The sequence below is a fragment of the Photorhabdus noenieputensis genome (assembly GCF_018448935.1).
Taxonomy (GTDB): Bacteria; Pseudomonadota; Gammaproteobacteria; order Enterobacterales; family Enterobacteriaceae; genus Photorhabdus; species Photorhabdus noenieputensis.
Window position 1 is genome coordinate 212006 of sequence record NZ_RCWC01000001.1, and the last position, 20290, is coordinate 232295.

The window sequence follows — 20290 nt, forward strand, 5'->3', positions numbered from 1 at the left end:
GGAGTTGAGGGGATGTCGTTAAATAGAGTTGCTGAGGCTAACGGGCGGGCAGGACTCAGAAATTGGCTGGGATTACTGATATTGATGTTACCAGTATTATTGGTGACGGTGGACAATACGATCTTAAGCTTTGCTTTACCAAAAATTGCGGAAGCTCTGGGGCCCAGTGCAAGTCAGCAATTATGGATAATTGATGCTTATTCATTGGTATTGGCTGGTTTATTGGTATCAATGGGCAGTATTGGTGATCGTGTTGGCCATCGTTCATTACTGTTATTTGGATCTTTGGGATTCACGGTTATTTCGGTGTTCACTGCACTGTCAACTTCACCTGAACAGTTGATTATAGGGCGAGCCGTACTTGGATTTTTTGGTGCGATGCTGATGCCTTCTACTTTGGCTTTGATAAGCGTTCTTTTTGAGGATCGTGAGCAGCGTCGATTGGCTGTTGCTATTTGGGCGACAACATTAACTATTGGTTCAGCTTTAGGTCCTGTAGTGGGGGGTGTTTTATTACAATTCTTCGATTGGAGTTCAATTTTCCTCTTGGCAGTACCGGTATTAGTACCATTGCTGATTTTCGGACCGATGTTATTGCCTGAGTCCGATAAAAAACAGACTGGCATTATCGATGTGTATAGCGTGCTGTTATCGATCGTTGCTATGGGTGGTATTGTTTATGCGATTAAACACCTTGCCAGTGATGGGTTTGAAATAAGTGTAATACTCGAACTGTCGGTTGGTCTTATTGCTGGCGTGCTATTTGTTCGCCGACAACAGCGTCTGCCTGTGCCATTGATGGATCTTTCCCTATTCCGTAATGGTATGTTTACCGGTTCGGTTATTGTTAACTTACTGAGTTTGGCATTGTTGGTTGGTTTTGTCTTTTTTGCCACACAGGTCTTGCAAATCGTGCTCGGTATGGAGCCGATTTTGGCTAGCCTGGCACTGGTTCCCGGACAAATAATGGCAATTGTTATGGGCATGGCGATAGTACCCATTGCTCAACGGGTACCGGCTCATTATCTGGTGCCAATTTTGCTGAGTATTGCAGGTATTTCATTTCTTCTGGTCGCGAGTATCGGCAGTGATTTAGTCACTTTGATTGTTGCTTTCGCATTATTAGATATTAGTGTGGGGGCAATTGCTTCGGTGTCTAACGATTTGGTGCTTTCGTCAGTACCCTCCTCTAAAGCAGGGGCGGCATCATCAATAAGCGAAACGGCTTATGAAGTGGGTGTTGTACTTGGTACGACGATTCTGGGGGGATTGGTCACGGCTTTCTATCGTATAACATTAGAATTGCCGAATGAGGTCTCTCAGGAACAGGCTGGATTGGCTTTAGAGACGTTAGCAGGAGCTTACGTTGTAGCGAATTCATTAGCTGAATCAGAGGGGCAGAAACTGATGACAGCGGCGGCGGAATCATTCACCAGCGCTATTCATACGATGAGTTGGTTGACAGCGGCATTGACTGCGGGGGTGGTATTGCTTACATGGCGTTTGCTGAAAGCGCCGCAGAAAGAACAGGCGCTTGAGTACTGATAGTTTTAGGTGCAGCCATTGGAGATGGCTGCATATTGTTTTGAGTAGTTATCCGCAATGATTACATGTCCTGAAAATAACATCTCACTCCTCACTATTCCTTGTACTTCTAAAGTGCTAAATAAATATGATAAATAGAGTAATTAATGAGTGGAAATAAGTTGTAATTTATGATGTTTATTGATTTGACAATATTAACTTAACCACATTAAAAAAGTTTTCTCAAATAAAATATTTTTCATGGCAGCACTGTAATGATAATAATTATTGCTCAGACTCTATTGTTGATTCAGTTATTTTGATTTTCTCATTATTTTATTATGGCTATTTCATTGGCTTTTTTGGTGTTTAAATGTTTATTTGTAAAGTGAGTGTATTTAAAAGTTGAAGTTTGTTTGTGAAAAATATTCTTATTGTAAAGAGGGACTGTTTTTCATCTTTAATTTAAATCATATTCATAATTTCAATATTCAATAATATCTATAGGGTTTTATTTTGTTGTGATTTTTAAATGTAATCTATTTATTGTTTTTATTTGTATTTTCTAATAATACCTAATGAGATAAATATGAAATTGAAATTTTTAATTAACACACATTAAAAGATAGCGATATATCACAGAAATATTCTCTTTAATTAATGAAAAAAGTGGGGAATTACATTAATATTTTAGATTGTGTAATTTAAATATTGTATCCAATCACTTTCTGTAAAGTGAATAAATATTTACCTAATTAATTCTCATCGTAATTATTTTTCTGGCATACCCGCTATCGAAGTGTCTATATCTTTTGCCAGGAAAAACGGATGTTTTCGCTACGGCTAATCTGGTTATTAGCCAAAAGCAAGATTTTGATTATTAACAGTTTATACCTTATAGATTTCAAGATGCATCGCGACGGCAAAGGAGTGAATCCCCGGGAGCATACAAACTATGTGACCGGGGTGAGCGCAGCCAACAAAGAGGCAACTTGAAGGATGACGGGTATAGTGACATTACCGGTAGTGATGACAGTAGATACTTTGGAACTTGGCTGACTGGATAACGGATATATGAAGTTATCCTAAATGTATAAACTTAAATTCAGAGGAATTCTCATGGATAAAATAAGAACGTTTTCTGAGACTTTGGCAGTATTACATCAACATCACCATCTGTTTGGTATAGAACGACAGCCAAAGCAACTTAAGACCTCCGACTTTGATGGGCCGGTAGTATTTTCTAACGATCAGAAAATGGCTACTGTGCCGCCTGCATTTTTTACGGTACAAACGATACAAGAGCTGAAAGCACTCGGTGGTGTGCCTGACAGCCATTATGGCTCTGGAAAAATGGAACCCCATCATCCGTTACCTGAACCGTTTTCTGCTGAACGACTGGCAGACGCCTCTGGTAATCATATTGATTTATGCAAAGCCTTTCGTGCCTATATCTATGGTGATTCTGCTTTGGTCAGAGACTATGAGGAGATCCTTAATGCTAAGCGTTTTCCGATGAACATTGCGTTCTTCGGTGGCGAAGAACTCACAATATCCGCAGATAAGCCATTGATTATTGAAGATAAAGATTGCTATGGTGAACCTGTTGTCTTGGTGTACGACCAGATAACCATTGAACCAGGAGGTCAAATTATTTACTGCACTAATGGTAAGGTTAAAGCTAATGCTATTGTAGGTCATGGAAGTGCTCAGAAGCCTGACCTTATCAGTAAAGGCAGTAATGGAATTGATGGTTTTGATGGTGAGTCAGGGCGCAATGGGCTTAACGGCAGAGATGGTGTTGCTGGCATAGATAAGGCATACGGCTGTGCTGTTGAATCCACCGCCGGTACTGATGCAATTGACGGCTCTTCCGGAGGATTAGGGATGGGCGGAGGAAGTGGTGGAAATGCAAATGACATAGTTATTGATGTTCAACTTCTTACTGGGCCAGTAAATGTGTTGTCGATAGGTGGCAGTGGTGGAAATGGCGGTAATGGTGGCAATGGCGGCAATGGAGGGACCGGGGGCAATGGAGGTAATGAAGTAGGCAAATGTAGTGCAGGGAGTGGGGGAAACGGGGGTAATGGTGGAGATGGAGGGCATGCGGGCAATGGAGGGAAAGGTGGAGATAGTGGTAACGTATATATTTATTTTCCTGAAGGTCAGCCAGTAATTAATGCCCGGTCATATGGAGGTAATGGCGGTAATGGAGGGAAAGGCGGGAGAGGTGGAGAAGGCGGGAAAGGTGGAGCTGGCGATAGTAGTCAGCCGGGAATATCTGGTCAAGATGGTATTGATGGAAAATCAGGGGGGGTAGGTGTAGCTGGCAAGATATATGTTAACGGTAATGTACAGGGTTAATCCTTAGGGGCGCAATAATCGGGCTGGTTTGAACGGCGGTAATTGAGCTGACGGTTTGGCGTTGAGGAGTAAATATAATAATTTTTTTGCAAATGATTAATCGAAGTAAGAAATATCGATGTGAATCGGCAGCGGGTCTGATGATTTATGAAATTGGAAGCTTTGTCCGACAGAACCGGGTAACCGTCACCATGTTAAATTGCCGATTTGCCCGTATTGAACTACAACAAGATGTGCAGCTATTGCTGATAGCTGCACTATACCCGTCATCTTTCAAGTTGCCTCTTTGTTGGCTGCACTCACCCCGGTCACATAGTTATCTATGCTCCCGGGGATTCGCTCCCTTGCCGCGCGATGCATCTTGAAATCAATAGGATATATATCATGATAATTATTGCATCATGATAATTGTTGATTTAGTTATTTTTATTTGCTGATTATTTTACTAATATTTTTTATTGAATTTTTGTCGGTCATTTGAGCGTTTATTTGTCAAGCTATCTTATTTTAAGGTTGAGTTTTATTTATAAAAAAAACCTCCTTCGGTAAATAAAAGCTATTTTCTATCTTTAATTTAAATCATATTCATAATTTCATTATTCAATAATATCTATGGATTTATATCTTATGGTGATTTTTGAAAAATAGAATCATACTTATTGTTTTATTTGTATTTTCTAATAATACCTCATGAGATAAATATAAAATTGAAATTTTTAATTAACATCTATTAAAAGGGAGTGATGTATCACAGAAATATTTTCTATAATTAATGGAAAAAAAGGGGGTTTACATTAATATTTTAAATTGCGTAATTTTAATATCGTATCTAATTTATTTCTGTAAAGTGAATAAATACTTACCTAATTAATTTTCATGGTTATTATTTTTCTGGCATACCTATTGTTGAAGTGACCATATCCTTTGCCAGAAAAAATCGATATTTTTGCTAAGGCTAATCTGGTAATTAGTCAAAGGCAAAATTCTGACTATTTAGTCATTCAGTACCCAAATGGACAACGGATATGTGAAGTTATCTTAAACAACGTATAAACTCAGGAGAATTCCCGTGGATAAAAGAAAAACTGTTGCTGAAACTTTGGCGAAATTACATCAGCATCATCATCTGGTTGGTATAGAACGGCAGCCAAAGCAACTTAAGACCTCGGATTTTGACGACAAGGTAATATTCTCTAACGATCCAAAGACAGCTACTGTGCCACCTGCATTTCTCACGGTACAGACAATACAAGAGATGAAGGAACTCGGCGGTGTGCCTGACAGTGAGTATGGCCCCGGCAAAATGGAGCCTCATCATCCGTTACCTGAGCCGTTTTCTGCTGAACGACTGGCGGATGTCATGGGGTATCATATTGATTTGTGCAAAGCTTTTAGGGCCTATATTTATGGTGATTCTGCTTTAGTCAAAGATTATGAAGAAATGCTCAATGCGAAGCGTTTCCCGATGACGGTTGCATTATACAGTGGAGAAAAAATCACTATTACCGCCGATAATCCATTGATTGTTGAAGATAAAGATGACTATGGCGAACCGGTTGTTTTGGTATATGACGAGATAATCATTGAACCGGGAGGTCAAATTATTTACCGCACTAATGGTCGGATCGAAGCTAACACTCTTGTAGGGAATGGAAGCTCTATAGATCAAGGCATTATTAATAAAGGCAGTCATGGTGCCAATGGTGTTGATGGTGCAATGGGATCTCGTGGAGCTACCGGCAGCGATGGTAGTGACGGTATAGCGGATAAATATGGCTGCTTAATTGACGCTACACCAGGTTCTAATGGGGCTCCTGGTTCTGCCGGAGCACCTGGGGGGAATGGTGCTCCGGGTGGAGGAGCAAATGACCTAACTATTAATGTTCAACATGCTACTGGGACAATAAGGGCGGTAACGGTAGGTGGCATAGGTGGAAATGGCGGTACCGGGGGGCTTGGTGGTGCCGGGGGGCAAGGTGGAAATGGGGGGAGTTCAGGACCTTTGAAAAATGGAGAAATCAGGAAGTGTCTTAGTGCGGATTCGGGAAATGGGGCAAATGGAGGAGATGGCGGAAATGGAGGGAATGGGGGTAAAGGTGGTGACAGTGGCAACATATATGTTAATTACTCTGACGGTGACCCAATACTTGAGGTTGAGTCATATTGTGGTTTTGGCGGGGAAGGCGGGAGAGGGGGGTTGGGCGGAATAGGTGGGTATCCTGGAGATAACCCTATGCCACACTTTCCTAAAAAAAGTGAAAAATATGGGTTCAGTGGTAAAACTGGTCTTGTGGGAGAATTTGGCGATGACGGTGCCACTGGCAAGATATATATCAACGGTAAAGAAAAAAAACCTAATCATTAGTGGTGCGGTAATCAGGCCGGTCTGAGCTAATACATATACCTTATGGATTTCAAGATGGATCGCGACGGCAAGGGAGTGCAACCAACAAAGAGGCAACTTGAAAGATGACGGGTATAAATGAGGGGGAGATGAGGTCAGGTCTTGGTTTTGCTTATCGAATTAGCCGAGAAATCTCCCCATGATATTAATCTGCCTTGTGGCCTGACTCAGTTATTTTGATTTACTTCGTGATTTCATTAAGACTATTTTATTTACCTGTTGAAGAGGCCATTTAAAAATTGAAGGTTGTTGGTAAAAAATTTCTTATAGATAAGAATTATTTTTTATCCTTTATTTAAGTTATATTCATAATTTCATTATTAAATAATATCTATAGATTTCTATCTTGTTGTGATTTTTGAAAAAATACAATCATATTTATTGTTTTCGTTTCCTAATAATAACCAGTGAGATAAATATAAAATTGAGATTTTTGACTGGCATACATAAAAAGATAGTGATGTATCACAGAAATACTCTCTTTAATTAATGAAAAAAATGGATAATTACATTAATATTTTAAATTGTGTGATTTAAATGTTGCATCCAATCACTTTATACCCTATGGATTTCAAGATGCATCGCGACGGCAAGGGAGTGAAGCCAACAAAGAGGCAACTTGAAAGATAACGGATATAAATGCTTACCTAATTAATTCTCATAGGAATTATTTTTCTGGCATACCTGTTGTTGAAATGTTTATATCTTTTGCCAGAAGAAATCGATGTTTTCGCTATGGCTAATTTGGTGATTAGTCAAAGGCAAAACTTTGACTATTTAGTGCCTATCCCAATAGGCGTAATTGTTGCAGGCCGTTAGTCATTCAGTACCACGAACGGTAGTAATAACAGCATATATTCTGGAGATTGCCCAAATGAATAATGGATATATGAAGTTATCTTAAACAACATATAAACTCAGGAGAATTCCCGTGGATAAAAGAAGAACTGTTGCTGAAGCTTTGGCGGTATTACGTCAGGATTATAATCTGATTGGTGTAGAACGGCAGCCAAAGCAACTTAAGACCTCGGATTTTGACGGCAAGGTAATATTCTCTAACGATCCGGAGACAGCTACTGTGCCACCTGCGTTTTTTACGGTACAAACCATACAGGAGCTGAAAGCGCTCGGGGGTATTTCTGACAGTGAATATGGCCCTGGCGGAATGGAGCCTCATCATCCGTTACCTGAACCGTTTTCTGCTGAACGACTAGCAAATGTTACCGGTTATCATATCGATTTGTGTAAAGCTTTTAGGGCCTATATTTATGGTGATTCTGCTTTGGTTAAAGATTATGAAAAAATTCTTAATGCTAAGCGTTTCCCGATGAAGGTTGCGTTATACAGTGGCGAAAGAATTACTGTTACCGCAGGTGCGCCATTGATTGTTGAAGATAAAGATGATTATGGCGAACCCGTTGTCTTGGTGTATGACCAGATAATCATTGAGCCGGGAGGTCAAATTATTTACCGCACTAATGGTAAGGTCGAAGCTAACACTGTTGTAGGGAATGGCAATGATAAAAAGCAGAGCATTATCAGTAAAGGTCTTGATGGAGCCGATGGTTTTGGGGGCGAACAGGGAAGTAATGGAGTGAATGGCAGCAATGGTTATATTGGTTCAGAGGATAAACACGGTTGTTCTGTTAAATCCACACCAGGTACTGATGCAACTGGCGGTTCTTCTGGAGCACAAGGGATGGATGGCAAAAGGGGGGGAAGTGCAAATGATGTCATTATTGATGTTGAACTTTTTACTGGAGTAGTCAATGCGGCATCGATAGGCGGTAAGGGTGGGAATGGTGGATATGGCGGTAACGGGGGGAATGGAGGGAATGGGGGAAATGGAGGAGATGCAACAAAAAAATGTATTGCTGGATATGGAGGCAGGGGAGGAGATGGCGGACATGGAGGGGATGGGGGGAATGGGGGTAAAGGTGGGGACAGTGGTAACATCTATGTCAATTTCACTCAGGGTCAGCCAGTAATTAATGCTCTGTCATATAAAGGTTATGGCGGACATGGAGGGGGAGGTGGTAAGGGAGGAATAGGCGGAATAGGTGGGTCAGGTGGCGGTAGTAGTGGTGAATTAAATAGTGAGGGTCATGACGGAGTATCTGGTGACGCTGGTGCTGATGGAAAATCCGGCGATGCAGGTACTGCTGGCAAGGTATATGTTAACGGTAATGCACAGAAGCATGGTGATAATCAGGCTTTAGACTGGTTAGACTATAAATAAGGGAGAGAGGGGGTCAGAGCTTTGGTTTACATTTTGCCAAAGAGAATTTGAATGATATGGCAATAATGGCCGAATACGGGTATCACGATTAATCATTGATAATACTTGGCTTACCACCTCATCCGCCGAAATGTATTCCTGGTCCGACTGAATGGTGTTAATGAGTAAGCGCGATAATCGGGTAAGTAACAGATCGGAGTAAAGAATCCCACTATGGATATCAATATGATGAGAAGTGACAATATGCCGATTGCCATTATCGGTATGGGTTGCCGTTTTCCGGGGGGCGTTAACTCCCCAGAAGAATTTTGGCAACTGTTGTGTGGTTCAAGTGACGCTATTACCCCAGTACCTCCCGAACGTTGGTCAACTCAGGTTTATTATTCTCGGGATCGCAATCTACCAGGGCGAATGGTGGCGCGAGAAGGAGGATTTATTACTGATATAGCCGGTTTTGATGCAGCGGCGTTTAGTATCAGTAGTACAGAAGCGCCTTTTATTGATCCACAACATCGTCTGATGTTGCAGGTAACCTGGGAAGCGCTGGAGCGTGCAAGAATACCACCAAAATCGTTGGCGGGTCAGGCGGTTGGTGTCTATATTGGTGCCTTCACTCATGATTATTTGCACCTGCAATTTACTGATTTGCGTCAGATGACGGGTTATACCTCAACTGGCGTAATGGGAACCATGTTGTCAAACCGTATTTCCCATGCGTTTGATTTTCAAGGGCCATCTTTGACCATCGATAGCGCCTGTTCATCGTCCTTATTGGCGGTACACTTGGCTTGTGACAGCTTGCGGCGGGGAGAGTCGCAATTGGCACTGGCAGGTGGCAGTCAGTTAATGCTGATCCCTGATTTTTCGATAGTGGAAAGCCGTACTGGTTTTCTGTCACTGACCAATCGTTGTCACAGCTTTTCAGCTAACGCTGATGGTTATGTGCGTAGTGAGGGGGTGGGCGCTGTTTTGCTGAAACCCTTGAGTGCGGCTTTACAGGATGGTGATCCCATCTTGGCAGTGATCCACGGTTCGGCCGCAAATCAGGATGGCCGTACTCCCACGATGACCCAACCAAGTGGCGTGGCACAGCAGCGGGTGATTCGGGCCGCCTGTGCTCAAGCCGGGATTTCGCCAGAAGAGATTGATTATATTGAGGCTCATGGTACTGGAACGGCGGTCGGTGATCCGATAGAAGCAGAAGCTTTGGGGCTGGTATGTCGTCCAGAACCGGCAGATCGTCCATTATTGATCGGTGCGTGTAAATCTGTGATTGGTCATACAGAAGCCGCGGCGGGCATTGCCGGATTGATTAAAGCAGTATTGTGTTTACAGCGCAGGCAAGTGCCGGGCAATTTACATGCCGATCCGCCCAACCCCTATATCCGTTTTGCGGAATTAGGATTGCAGGTTCCACGGCAGTTAACGTCATTGCCTAAAGGCAGAATTGTCGCGGGGGTGAATTCTTTTGGTTTTGGCGGGACGAATGTCCATGTGGTATTGAGCAATCATGTGGCCCCTTGCGTACAACTTCGCGAGACCGAAGGGCAGGCTTTCATGTTGCCATTGTCTGCCCAGTCTGAATTTTCCCTGAAACAACAAGCACAGCGTATTGCCGATTTACTACAGCAGCAGCCAGAGATTGCTCTTGATGATCTATGCTACAGTTTAGCGATGACTCGTCACCGTTTCCCGCTGCGTAAAGCCATAATATTTAGTGACCGAAAGCAGTTGCAACAACAGTTAACTCATCTGAGTCTGCCGCCGAAGCATAATAATAGAAAGGTAGATCATCTGGCTTGGGTGTTTCCTGGCGTTGGCGGTGAAGGTTGGCAGGAGGTGGTAGCCTGGTTTCAGCCATTTCCTGCATTTGCCGAGCAATTCAGGCGTTGCGAAGCCATTTGGGCTGAATTTTCTGCGCCGTCTCTACGTGCCGCATTACTTGTTACTGACGATTTAATGGCACCACCGGTGCAGTTTGCGGTACAGATATCTATGGTCGCTCAGTTGCAGCAGTGGGGATTCAGACCTGCGGCATTGCTGGGTCATAGTACCGGTGAAATGGCGGCTTGTTATCTGGCGGGAATTTATGATCTGACTCAGGCATTGACACTTTTATATCATCGTTATTACCACTATCGCGATCTGCAAAACGTCTTGGATCAGAAGGGAGGATTGTTGATGGTAGCGGCTGCGGTGGAACAGATACAGCCCTATTTGTCTGCCCATGACGTTGATCCCGCAGTAGTGATTGCCGGAAGAAATAGTGTCAATAGTTGTCTGTTATCGGGCCCGGTAAGTGGATTAACTGCCATTTCCCATCGTTTAAAACACCATCGTATCGCCAGTAGCCGCATTAACTATGGTATTGCTGCCCATTCCCCATTGCTGGAACCACTCCGGGCAGGGTTAATTGCCGATGCTGCGACTATTCCGGCCTCAAAACCTTTATTACCCGTGTTTTCATCAGTCACAGGGAAGGAAATTAATGATAAGTTGGGTCCTGAGCATTGGGCTGACAATATGATCGAACCCTTTCGTTTTGATGATGCGATGGAAAATATGCTGAAAGCAGGTTTCCACCATTTTCTTGAAATTTCACCCACATCCCTGTTGAGCGGTGGATTACAGGATTGGAGTAAACCTTATTGCGGCCAGGTGTTTGCTTGTCGAACCGGGCAGAACTGGCCACAGTTATTGGGCCAATTATTTGAAGCTGGTATGGAGCCTGATTGGCGGACTATCACACCTATGGCTCATTTAATCGATCTGCCAACGTATCCCTGGCATCAACAATCTTATTGGCATGAACCGAAAATCAGCCGTCGCCACCGGCTGCGCAAGTTGAGCGGGGTGTTATTGGGCGAAGCACAGCCAGGTAGTGACAGTTGGCAAGCTGAATTGGTTGTTGAACAGGTACCTTGGTTACTCGATCATGTCGTCATGGGAAATGCGATGTTCCCTGCTGCTGGCTATATCGAAGTCATGTTAACCGCAGCGCGTATCTGTTTTCCGGGTGTTGGATTGGCGCTGAATAATATTGTGTTGCAATCGGCTTTACTGCTGGAACCCGGTATGGAGTTCAGGCTAAAAACCCGCTTGGATCGTCAGCGCATGGAAGTGCGGATATACACTGCCGGTAATCTGGATGAAGATACCCAATACCAATTTGCAGCCAGTGCACAAGTGAACATTGTCGTGCCGGGCGCGACTGCCTGTGTTATCCCATCATCAGTTGTAAATGATCGCTATCTTGGTACGCAGAATCAGGAGGAATTGTATGAGGAGAAATTGTATCAGGCGTTTCAACACCTGCATTTTAGTTACAGCGGGGTATTCCGTACTCTGCGTCAGGCGATTATCGGTGAAAAGGAGACAATCTGTGAGGTTGAGTTGCCACTTACACCGGAGGGAATGAATTTCCATCCGGCGGCTTTGGATGGCATTTTCCAGTCGCTGTTGGCGATTCAGTCTGTTGGCGTTAATGCTCCAATCCCTGCCAGAGATTTCCGTATTCCGGTAACCATTCAGCATCTACGCATTAACGGTAAACTATCAGGTCGAGTAACAGTCCATGCTCGAATGACGGAGCAGACACAACAACAGTGGCTTGGTGATATCGATGTATGCACTGAACGCGGCATACTGATTTGCCAAATCAAAGGATTTTGCGTTCAGCTTGTCAGTAACGGGAGAAGCGATTTATTGCCAATACCTCACAATCTGGTGATAGGCCAACCCCTGTGGCGTGAAATGCCTTCTTGCCCATTGCTAGCACCTTTAGCACCATGTTTAGCACGATGGGCTATTTTTGGCGATGAAACTGTGTTGGCCGAGGAATTAGTGAGTGAATTGCAACGGCGTGGTGGATATGCCTACTTACGTTCCGGCCTGCCTGATAGTGAGCAGAAAGTTCAAGAGCTGGTTGATACTCTTCCTTCTGAGGTTGAAAGGATACTGATCCTCTGGCCGTTACATAATCCACGCAAGACCTATCATGCTTTGATCTATTTGTGTGCAGCATTGGCAGAACGAGCGGTGAAACCATGCTTGTGGGTCATAACTCGATATGCTCATCAGGTGACCGAACAAGATCTGCCTGATCCGTTTGCTGCGGCATTATGGGGAATGATGCGGGTTATTGGTCAACAGGAAGCAACTTCACTCTGGGGAGGGTTGTTAGATATTGACAGTACGACTACGCCAGCTCAGTGGTGGGATGCATTATTAACAGATGATGGTGAGGATCAATTAGCTCTGCGTTGTGATCAACGCTATGCGCTACGTCTTGTGCCATTGCCAGAAATACCGCCATTGTTGCCGTTGGTGCATTTTCGTCCTGATGGCAGCTATTTGCTGACGGGCGCTTTCGGGGGAATGGGACGTCAGTTGATTTCCTGGATGGTTAAGCATGGTGCTCGTCATTTGTTGTTGATCGGTCGTTGTCATACGCTTGATACGGATGATCAGATGCTACTGGAAATGCTACGTCAACAGGGGATTGAAGCAGAATATCTGCCGGTTGATCTGGGTGATGTAAAAATGACTAATAGTTGTCTGGCTCAGTATCGGCAACGGGCCAGTCAGCCGTTACGAGGCGTAATTCATTGTGCCGCGCATGTTGAAGCTCAAGGATATCGTGAACTGAGTACTCAGGCTTTCGACAGAGTCTTTGCCGCTAAAGCACTTTCTGCCTGGACACTGCATCAGGCATTAGCTGATGCGCCGTTAGAGCATTTCGTTATGTTTTCTTCAATAAGCTCATTATTGTCTTTGCCGGGTATGGGATCTTATGCAGCAGCAAATGCCATGCTGGACAGCTTGGCCTATTTGCGGCGTCAGCAGGGTTTACCTGCGTTGAGCCTTAACTGGGGGCCGTGGAAAGCAGGTATTGCTTTACGGGATAGTCGCATGCTCCCGGTGTCCGAAGACAATGGGCTGCCACTATTTAGCTTAGAGGAGGGATTAGCCACGTTAGAGCGTCTGTTTGCCCGCATTGAGCCGCAATTGGTGCCGTTCTTGGCTGATTGGTCAGTGTTACTCTCTGGTCCAATGCGCCATTTGGCATTATTTCGTGACATTCAGCAGGAAAGCGTAGCTCAGGCTTTACCAGCAGACACGGTGCTTGAGGTCAATAACTTGGATGATGTTGTCAGTTTGTTACAAGCTTTCTGCGGTGAGATTGTTGGGACGAAAGCTGAGGTTTTTCATCCGGATCAACCACTGACTGACAATGGGATTGATTCGCTGAATGGGGTGATGTTGGTGCAAAAAATTAACAAACAGTTACGCGTGGATATCCCATTGGAATTGTTGTTGAACAATAAGCCACTGTTGGAACTTGCATCGTTGATTACGTATCGATTGCAAGTTAAGTTAATTGCGAGATAGAAATAACCTGAGTGAACTGATCCAAAGTATTTTCTGAAAGCCCGACAGGGCTTTCAGGTTGTTGACTTTTAACGCCTTGACTATCATTGCCGAGTTTTTGCCAATGATAAAATAGGTAAAAACTTTAACCATCAAAGGTAAAAAGCAATGATTAAGGATTTTTTGCAGCGATGAAAAATCCGATGTCATACTGATATTAGAAGGGAAAACATCAGGAAAAACTCTTTATAAAAAGAAGATACAAAAAGAAGAATTATTTTCTACTCTTAATTTAAATTACGTTCATGATTTCATTATTTAATATTGTTTGTAAATTTTTATCCTGATTGTGATTTTTGGAAAATACAATTATGCTCATTGTTTTTATTTGTATTTTATAATAATACCCCGTGAGATAAATATAAAATTGAAATTTTTAATTAGTATCTATTAAGGGGTCGTGATATATCACGGAGATATTCGTCATAATTAATGGAAAAAGTGGTGAATTATATTAATATCTTAAATTGTGTAATTTAAATGTCACATTTAAATTGACTTCCATAAGTGAATAAATATTTACCTAATTAATTCTCGTCGTAATTATTTTTCTGGCCTGCCTGTTGTTGGAAGTGGCTATATCCTTTGTCAGAAAAAATCGATGTTTTCACTCTGGCTAATTTGGTGATGAGTCAGGGGAAAAATTCTGACTATTAGCGATTTAGTGACATAGCCGGTAATGATAGTAGTAGAGATGTGGGAACGTGGTCAGATGGGTAATTGATATACGAAGTTATTCTAACTGCATAGACTTAAACTTAGGAGAATTTTCATGGAAAAAATAAGAACGGTTGCTGAGACGTTAGCAATATTACATCAATATCACCATCCGGTTGGTCTGGAACGACAGCCAAAGCAACTTAAGACCGCCGACTTTGACGGGCCGGTAATATTTTCTAACGATCCGGAAACGGCTACTGTGCCGCCGGCATTTTTTACAGTGCAAACAATACAAGAGCTGAAAGCACTCAACGGTGTGCCTGACAGTCGATATGGTCCTGGAAAAATGGAATCTTCTCACCCATTACCTGAACCATTTTCTGCTAAACGACTGGCAAACGTCTCTGGTGATCATATTGATTTGCGTAAAGCTTTTCGCGCCTATATCTATGGTGACTCTGCATTGGTTAAAGATTATGAAGAAATGCTTAATGCTAAGCATTTTCCGATGAAAATTGCGTTATACAGTGGCGAGGAGATCACGATTGCCGCAAATAATCCATTGATTATTAAAGATAAAGAACAATGTGGCGAATTGGTTGTCTTGGTGTACAACCAGATAACCATTGAACCAGAAGGCAAAGTGATTTGCTACACCAATGGCAGGATTGAAGCGGATGTCATTCAAGGACTGGGAGGCAGGCCACTGCACTTAGTCAGTAAAGGGCGAGATGGAGAAATTGGTGCTCCTGGTGCAACTGGAAGTAGCGGATCGAATGGCGTTGATGGTTTACCTGGTCGTAAGAAAAAAGATACCTGTGTAACTCCCCCTACATCGGGTACCAATGGAACTAAAGGTTCTCCGGGAGCGCAAGGATCGGATGGAGAACCAGGTGGAGTGGCGGAGAAATTGAATGTCTCAACTACTCGTCTGGATGGGATTGTATATTTGGTGTCTGAAGGAGGAGCTGGGGGAAATGGCGGATGTGGTGGTGATGGTGGCGGTGGGGGGAACGGTGGAGATGGAGGCTTTTGTTATAATGGTGCCGATGGGGATTGTTCTGGTGGTCATAGTTACGTTACTACGGACCCACGGTATCTTTCTGGGCATGGAGGGGATGGCGCAGATGGAGGGGAGGGCGGGAATGGAGGTAATGGGGGGAATGGTGGAGATGGGGGTGACATAGAGTGTAACTATTCTACTGGTAATCCAGACATGAGTTATTGGTCAACACCAGGTTTGCCAGGGGATGGTGGTAGAGCGGGAAATGGAGGGAAAGGCGGTGATGGTGGTTCTGCGTGGTGTGATATTAAGGATAGAATTAGAAACTTAAGTTGTTCAGGAGTTCCTGGTAAAAAGGGGATTAATGGAAAGTCAGGGGGGCCAGGGATGCAAGGAAAGGGGGGACAGATATATATCAATGGTAAATTGTGTTGAAGGAAAATTGTGTTGAACGTTCCGTTTCCTAAACACAAACTAGTTTGGAAACGATAAATATAAAATTGAAATTTTCAATTAGCATTTATTAAAAGGTAGTGATATATCACGGAAATGTTTTCTATAATTAATGGAAGAAATGGTAATTTACATTAATATTTTAAATTGAGAAATTCCAATATTGCATCTAATTATTTTATGTAAAGTAAATAAATATTTACCTAATTAATTCTCGTCGCAATTATTTTTCTGGCCTGCCGGTTGTTGAAATGGTTATACCTTTTGTCAGAAAAAATCGATGTTTTTGCTCCGGCTAATCTGATGATTAGTCAGGGGCAAAATTCTGACTATGATCAATTTAGCGACATAACTGGTGGTGATAGCAGTAGAGACTTTGGAACTTGGTTAGATGGATAATTGATATATGAAGTTATTCTAAATGCATAAATTTAAACTTAGGAGAATTTTCATGGAAAAAATAAGAACGGTTGCTGAGACGTTGGCAATATTACATCAATATCATCATCCGTTTGGTCTGGAACGACAGCCAAAGCAACTTAAGACCGCCGACTTTAACGGGCCGGTAATATTTTCTAACGATCCGGAAACGGCCACTGTGCCGCCTGCATTTTTTACAGTGCAAACGATACAAGAGCTGAAAGTACTCAACGGTGTGCCTGATAATCAGTATAGCTCTGGAAAAATGGAATCCCATCATCCGTTACCTGAACCATTTTCTGCTGAACGGCTGGCAAATGTTCCTGATAATCATATTGATTTGTGCAAAGCCTTTAGTGCTTATATCTATGGTGATTCTGCTTTGGTCAAAGATTATGAAGAAATGCTCAATGCTAAGCGTTTTCCGATGAAAGTTGCGTTCTACAGTGGCGAGGAGATCACGATAAGCAAAGATAATCCGTTGATTATCAGAAATAAAGATAACAGCGACAAACTGGTTGTCTTGATGTATGACAAGATGACTATTGAACCGGAAGGTGAAGTGATTTGCTACACCAATGGCAGGATTGAAGCGAATGTCATTCAAGGGAACTCGTATCACTTTACCAATACAGCGGACTATGGAAAAGATGGTGCTGCTGGTACAAATGGAAACAGTGGAGCTGATGGCGCTAAGGGTAATCCTGGTATTCAGAATAAACATGGGTGTACAACGGACGCAGCGTCAGGTTCTGATGGAACTAACGGTTCTTCGGGAGCGCGGGGAGCAAATGGTGAGCCTGGTAAAGCGGGAGATAAACTAACTATCGCATGCCCTTATGTGAGAGGTACAGTAAATTTATGGTCGGCGGGAGGTAACGGAGGTAATGGTGGTGATGGCGGTCATGGAGGTAATGGTGGTAAGGGGGGAGATGGGGGTTATGGTAGTGTTGATAAGGCTGTTGGTGATCAGAATGATTATAATACTACCACCTCTCTGTGTAAGTCTGGGAACGGAGGGAAAGGAGGAGATGGGGGCGATGGAGGGGATGGGGGTAATGGAGGTTGTAGTGGGGATGGGGGGAACATATATTTTAGCTATTCCGAAGGCAATCCGCTCATTAAATGTTTAGCATCACCAGGTATTGCGGGAGCTGGTGGTAATCCGGGAATGAGAGGGAAAGGTGGTGATGGTGGCTCTACATTGACTAACTCTGGGGGTGGCGGTACAACGTCGAGTATTACCGGAGAATTTGGTCAAGCGGGTACTGATGGAAAGCGGGGAGAGCCAGGAGAGCAAACAGGAAATGTGGGGCAGATCTATGTTAACGGTAAGTTGCAAGATAGCCAATAAAGAAAGTTTATTTCCGTTTCCTAAACATCAACTGTTTGGAAATGAGTGAGTTCGGGTTTTCGTCTGTATCGCATTAGTTTATTGGATATGGTGATATTTAAACTTGTTTTACTTAGATATTAGAGAAAACTTATTGGCCAACAACACGCTATCTGAAATTTTCGATGATGCGAAAATACCCTGTTTTTTAAATAGGTTTATCAGCAACCTGATGTGTAGCCATTTCCAATGGCTACACTGTATCGGGATAATTATTGCTGATTCAGTTATTTTGATTTGCTGCTTATTTTCTTAGGGCTATTTTATTGACCTTTTTGTTGGCTGCACTCACTCACCCCAGTCACATAGTTATCTATGCTCCCGGGGATTCGCTCCCTTGCCGTCGCGATCCATCTTGAAATCCATAGGGCATATATTTTGTTGTGATTTTTTAAAATTAAAATAATATTATTATTTCCTAATAATACAATGAGGTAAATATAGAATTGGAGTTTTTAATTAGCATCTGTTGAAAAGTAGTGATGTATCACAGAAATATTTTCCATAATTAATGAAAAAAGTGGAGGTTTATATTAATATTTTAAATTGTGTAATTTAAATATTGCATCTAATGGCTTTCTATAAAGTAAATAAATACTTACCTGATTAATTCTCATGGGCATTATTTTTCTGGCCTGTCTGTTGTTGAGGTATCCATATTCTTTGCCAGAAAAAATCGATGTTTTTGCCCTGGCTAATTTGGTGATTAGCCAGAGCGAAATTCTGACTATTAACAATATTAGTGACATAACCGGTAGTGATAGTAGTAGGAACTTTTCAACTTGGTCAGATGGATAATTAATATATGAAGTTATTCTAAACGTATAAATTTAAACTTAGGAGAGTTCTCATGGATAAAATAAGAACGGTTGCTGAGACGTTGGCAATATTACATCAATATCATCACCCGTTTGGCTTGGAGCGACAGCCAAAGCAACTTAAGACCTCTGACTTTGACGGGTCGGTAATATTCTCTAACGATCTGAAAACGGCTACTGTGCCGCCTGCATTTTTTACAGTACAAACGATACAAGAGCTAAAAGCACTCAACGGCGTGCCTGACAGTCAGTATAGCTCTGGAAAAATGGAATCCCATCATCCGTTACCTGAACCGTTTTCTGCTGAACGGCTGGCAAACGTCCCGGCTAATCATATTGATTTGTGCAAGGCATTTAGTGCTTATATCTATGGTGATTCTGCTTTGGTCAAAGATTATGAAGAAATGCTCAATGCTAAGCGTTTTCCGATGAAAGTTGCGCTCTACAGTGGCGACGAGATTACTATAAGTAAAAATAATCCTTTGATTATTAAAGATAAAGATGACTGTGGCGAACCGGTTGTCTTAGTGTACAGCAAGATAACTATTGAACCGGAAGGCAAAGTGATTTGCTACACCAATGGCAGGATTGAAGCAAATGTTATTCAAGGTAGCTCATATGACCTTACCAGTAGAGGGAAAGATGGAAAAGATGGTGCTGTTGGTACAAATGGAAACAGTGGCGCTGATGGCTCTAAGGGTACTCCCGGGCTTCAGGATAAGCATAAGTGTATAACGAACCCTTCGCCAGGTTTTGATGGAACTCATGGTTCTTCGGGAGTGCGGGGAACGAATGGCGAATCGGCTAAGGCGGGGGATAAACTAACTATTGCGTGTCCTTATGTGAGAGGAACAGTAAATTTGTGGTCGGCGGGTGGTAATGGAGGTAATGGGGGTGATGGCGGTCATGGAGGTGATGGTGGTAAGGGGGGAGATGGGGGTTATGGCAGTTTCTTTGAGGTTATTGACTCTAATCATCGTCATATTACTACTAACTCACTGTGTCAGCAGTCTGGGCTTGGAGGGAACGGAGGAAATGGAGGCGATGGAGGAGATGGGGGTAATGGAGGTCATAGTGGGGATGGGGGAGACATATATTTTAGCTATTCCGAAGGCGATCCGCGCATCAATTGTGGGGCATTCCAAGGTTTTGCGGGAGCGGGTGGTAGGCCGGGATGGAGAGGGAAAGGCGGTGATGGTGGTTCTACATTAACTAATACTGGGAATGGAGGTACAACGTCGAATATTACCGGAAAGTTCGGTCAAGCGGGTATTGATGGAAAGTCGGGGGAGCCAGGAGAGCGAACAGGAAATGCGGGACGGATATATGTTAACGGCAAATTGCAAAACTGATTGCGATAAAGAAAGTTTGTTTCCGTTTCCTAAAGACAAACTGTTTGGAAACGAGGGAGCTAGAGTTTTCGCCTGTATCGCATTAGCTTATTGGGGATAGCGAGGTTGACTACTATACCCGTCATCTTTCAAGTTGCCTCTTTGTTGGCTGCACTCTCTCACCCCGGTCACATATTGAGGTGAATAATTTGGATGATGCTGTCAGAGTGTTAAGTTGGTGTTGGAACGTG

General features: G+C 42.9%; 8 protein-coding genes. All 8 read left to right on the forward strand.

Translation table 11 applies throughout. The annotated features are described in order from the left end of the window. Window positions 1-12 precede the first annotated feature (12 nt). Complete coding sequence (locus EAE91_RS00970; protein WP_214086871.1) at window positions 13-1545, forward strand: MFS transporter; 1533 nt, start codon at window positions 13-15, stop codon at window positions 1543-1545. A gap of 1098 nt (window positions 1546-2643) precedes the next feature. Beyond that, a complete protein-coding gene (locus EAE91_RS00975) occupies window positions 2644-3888 on the forward strand; it encodes a hypothetical protein (protein ID WP_214086872.1) in 1245 nt (414 codons plus the stop codon). Window positions 3889-4957: 1069 nt separating this feature from the next. Beyond that, window positions 4958-6253: a hypothetical protein gene (locus EAE91_RS00980; protein WP_214086873.1), complete on the forward strand. Its 1296-nt coding sequence runs from the start codon at window positions 4958-4960 to the stop codon at window positions 6251-6253. A 970-nt stretch (window positions 6254-7223) separates the two neighbouring features. Beyond that, the gene (locus tag EAE91_RS00985; protein ID WP_214086874.1) at window positions 7224-8531 is read left to right on the forward strand and encodes a hypothetical protein; all 1308 of its coding nucleotides are present in this window, start codon (window positions 7224-7226) and stop codon (window positions 8529-8531) included. A 225-nt stretch (window positions 8532-8756) separates the two neighbouring features. Further along, window positions 8757-13922: a type I polyketide synthase gene (locus EAE91_RS00990; protein ID WP_214086875.1), complete on the forward strand. Its 5166-nt coding sequence runs from the start codon at window positions 8757-8759 to the stop codon at window positions 13920-13922. Between the two features lie 811 nt (window positions 13923-14733). Next, window positions 14734-16059, forward strand: a complete 1326-nt coding sequence (locus tag EAE91_RS00995) for a hypothetical protein (protein WP_214086876.1) — start codon at window positions 14734-14736, stop codon at window positions 16057-16059. 469 nt (window positions 16060-16528) lie between these two features. Then, window positions 16529-17851, forward strand: coding sequence for a collagen-like protein (locus EAE91_RS01000; RefSeq protein ID WP_214086877.1), 1323 nt, complete (start codon window positions 16529-16531; stop codon window positions 17849-17851). An 889-nt stretch (window positions 17852-18740) separates the two neighbouring features. After that, a complete protein-coding gene (locus tag EAE91_RS01005; RefSeq protein WP_214086878.1) occupies window positions 18741-20060 on the forward strand; it encodes a collagen-like protein in 1320 nt (439 codons plus the stop codon). Window positions 20061-20290 lie beyond the last annotated feature (230 nt).

Bases quoted from the DNA above. Each gene is read 5' to 3' on its own strand.
- EAE91_RS00970 (WP_214086871.1), top strand. From the start codon at position 13: ATGTCGTTAAATAGAGTTGCTGAGGCTAACGGGCGGGCAGGACTCAGA.
- EAE91_RS00975 (WP_214086872.1), top strand. From the start codon at position 2,644: ATGGATAAAATAAGAACGTTTTCTGAGACTTTGGCAGTATTACATCAA.
- EAE91_RS00990 (WP_214086875.1), top strand. From the start codon at position 8,757: ATGATGAGAAGTGACAATATGCCGATTGCCATTATCGGTATGGGTTGC.
- EAE91_RS00995 (WP_214086876.1), top strand. From the start codon at position 14,734: ATGGAAAAAATAAGAACGGTTGCTGAGACGTTAGCAATATTACATCAA.
- EAE91_RS01000 (WP_214086877.1), top strand. From the start codon at position 16,529: ATGGAAAAAATAAGAACGGTTGCTGAGACGTTGGCAATATTACATCAA.
- EAE91_RS01005 (WP_214086878.1), top strand. From the start codon at position 18,741: ATGGATAAAATAAGAACGGTTGCTGAGACGTTGGCAATATTACATCAA.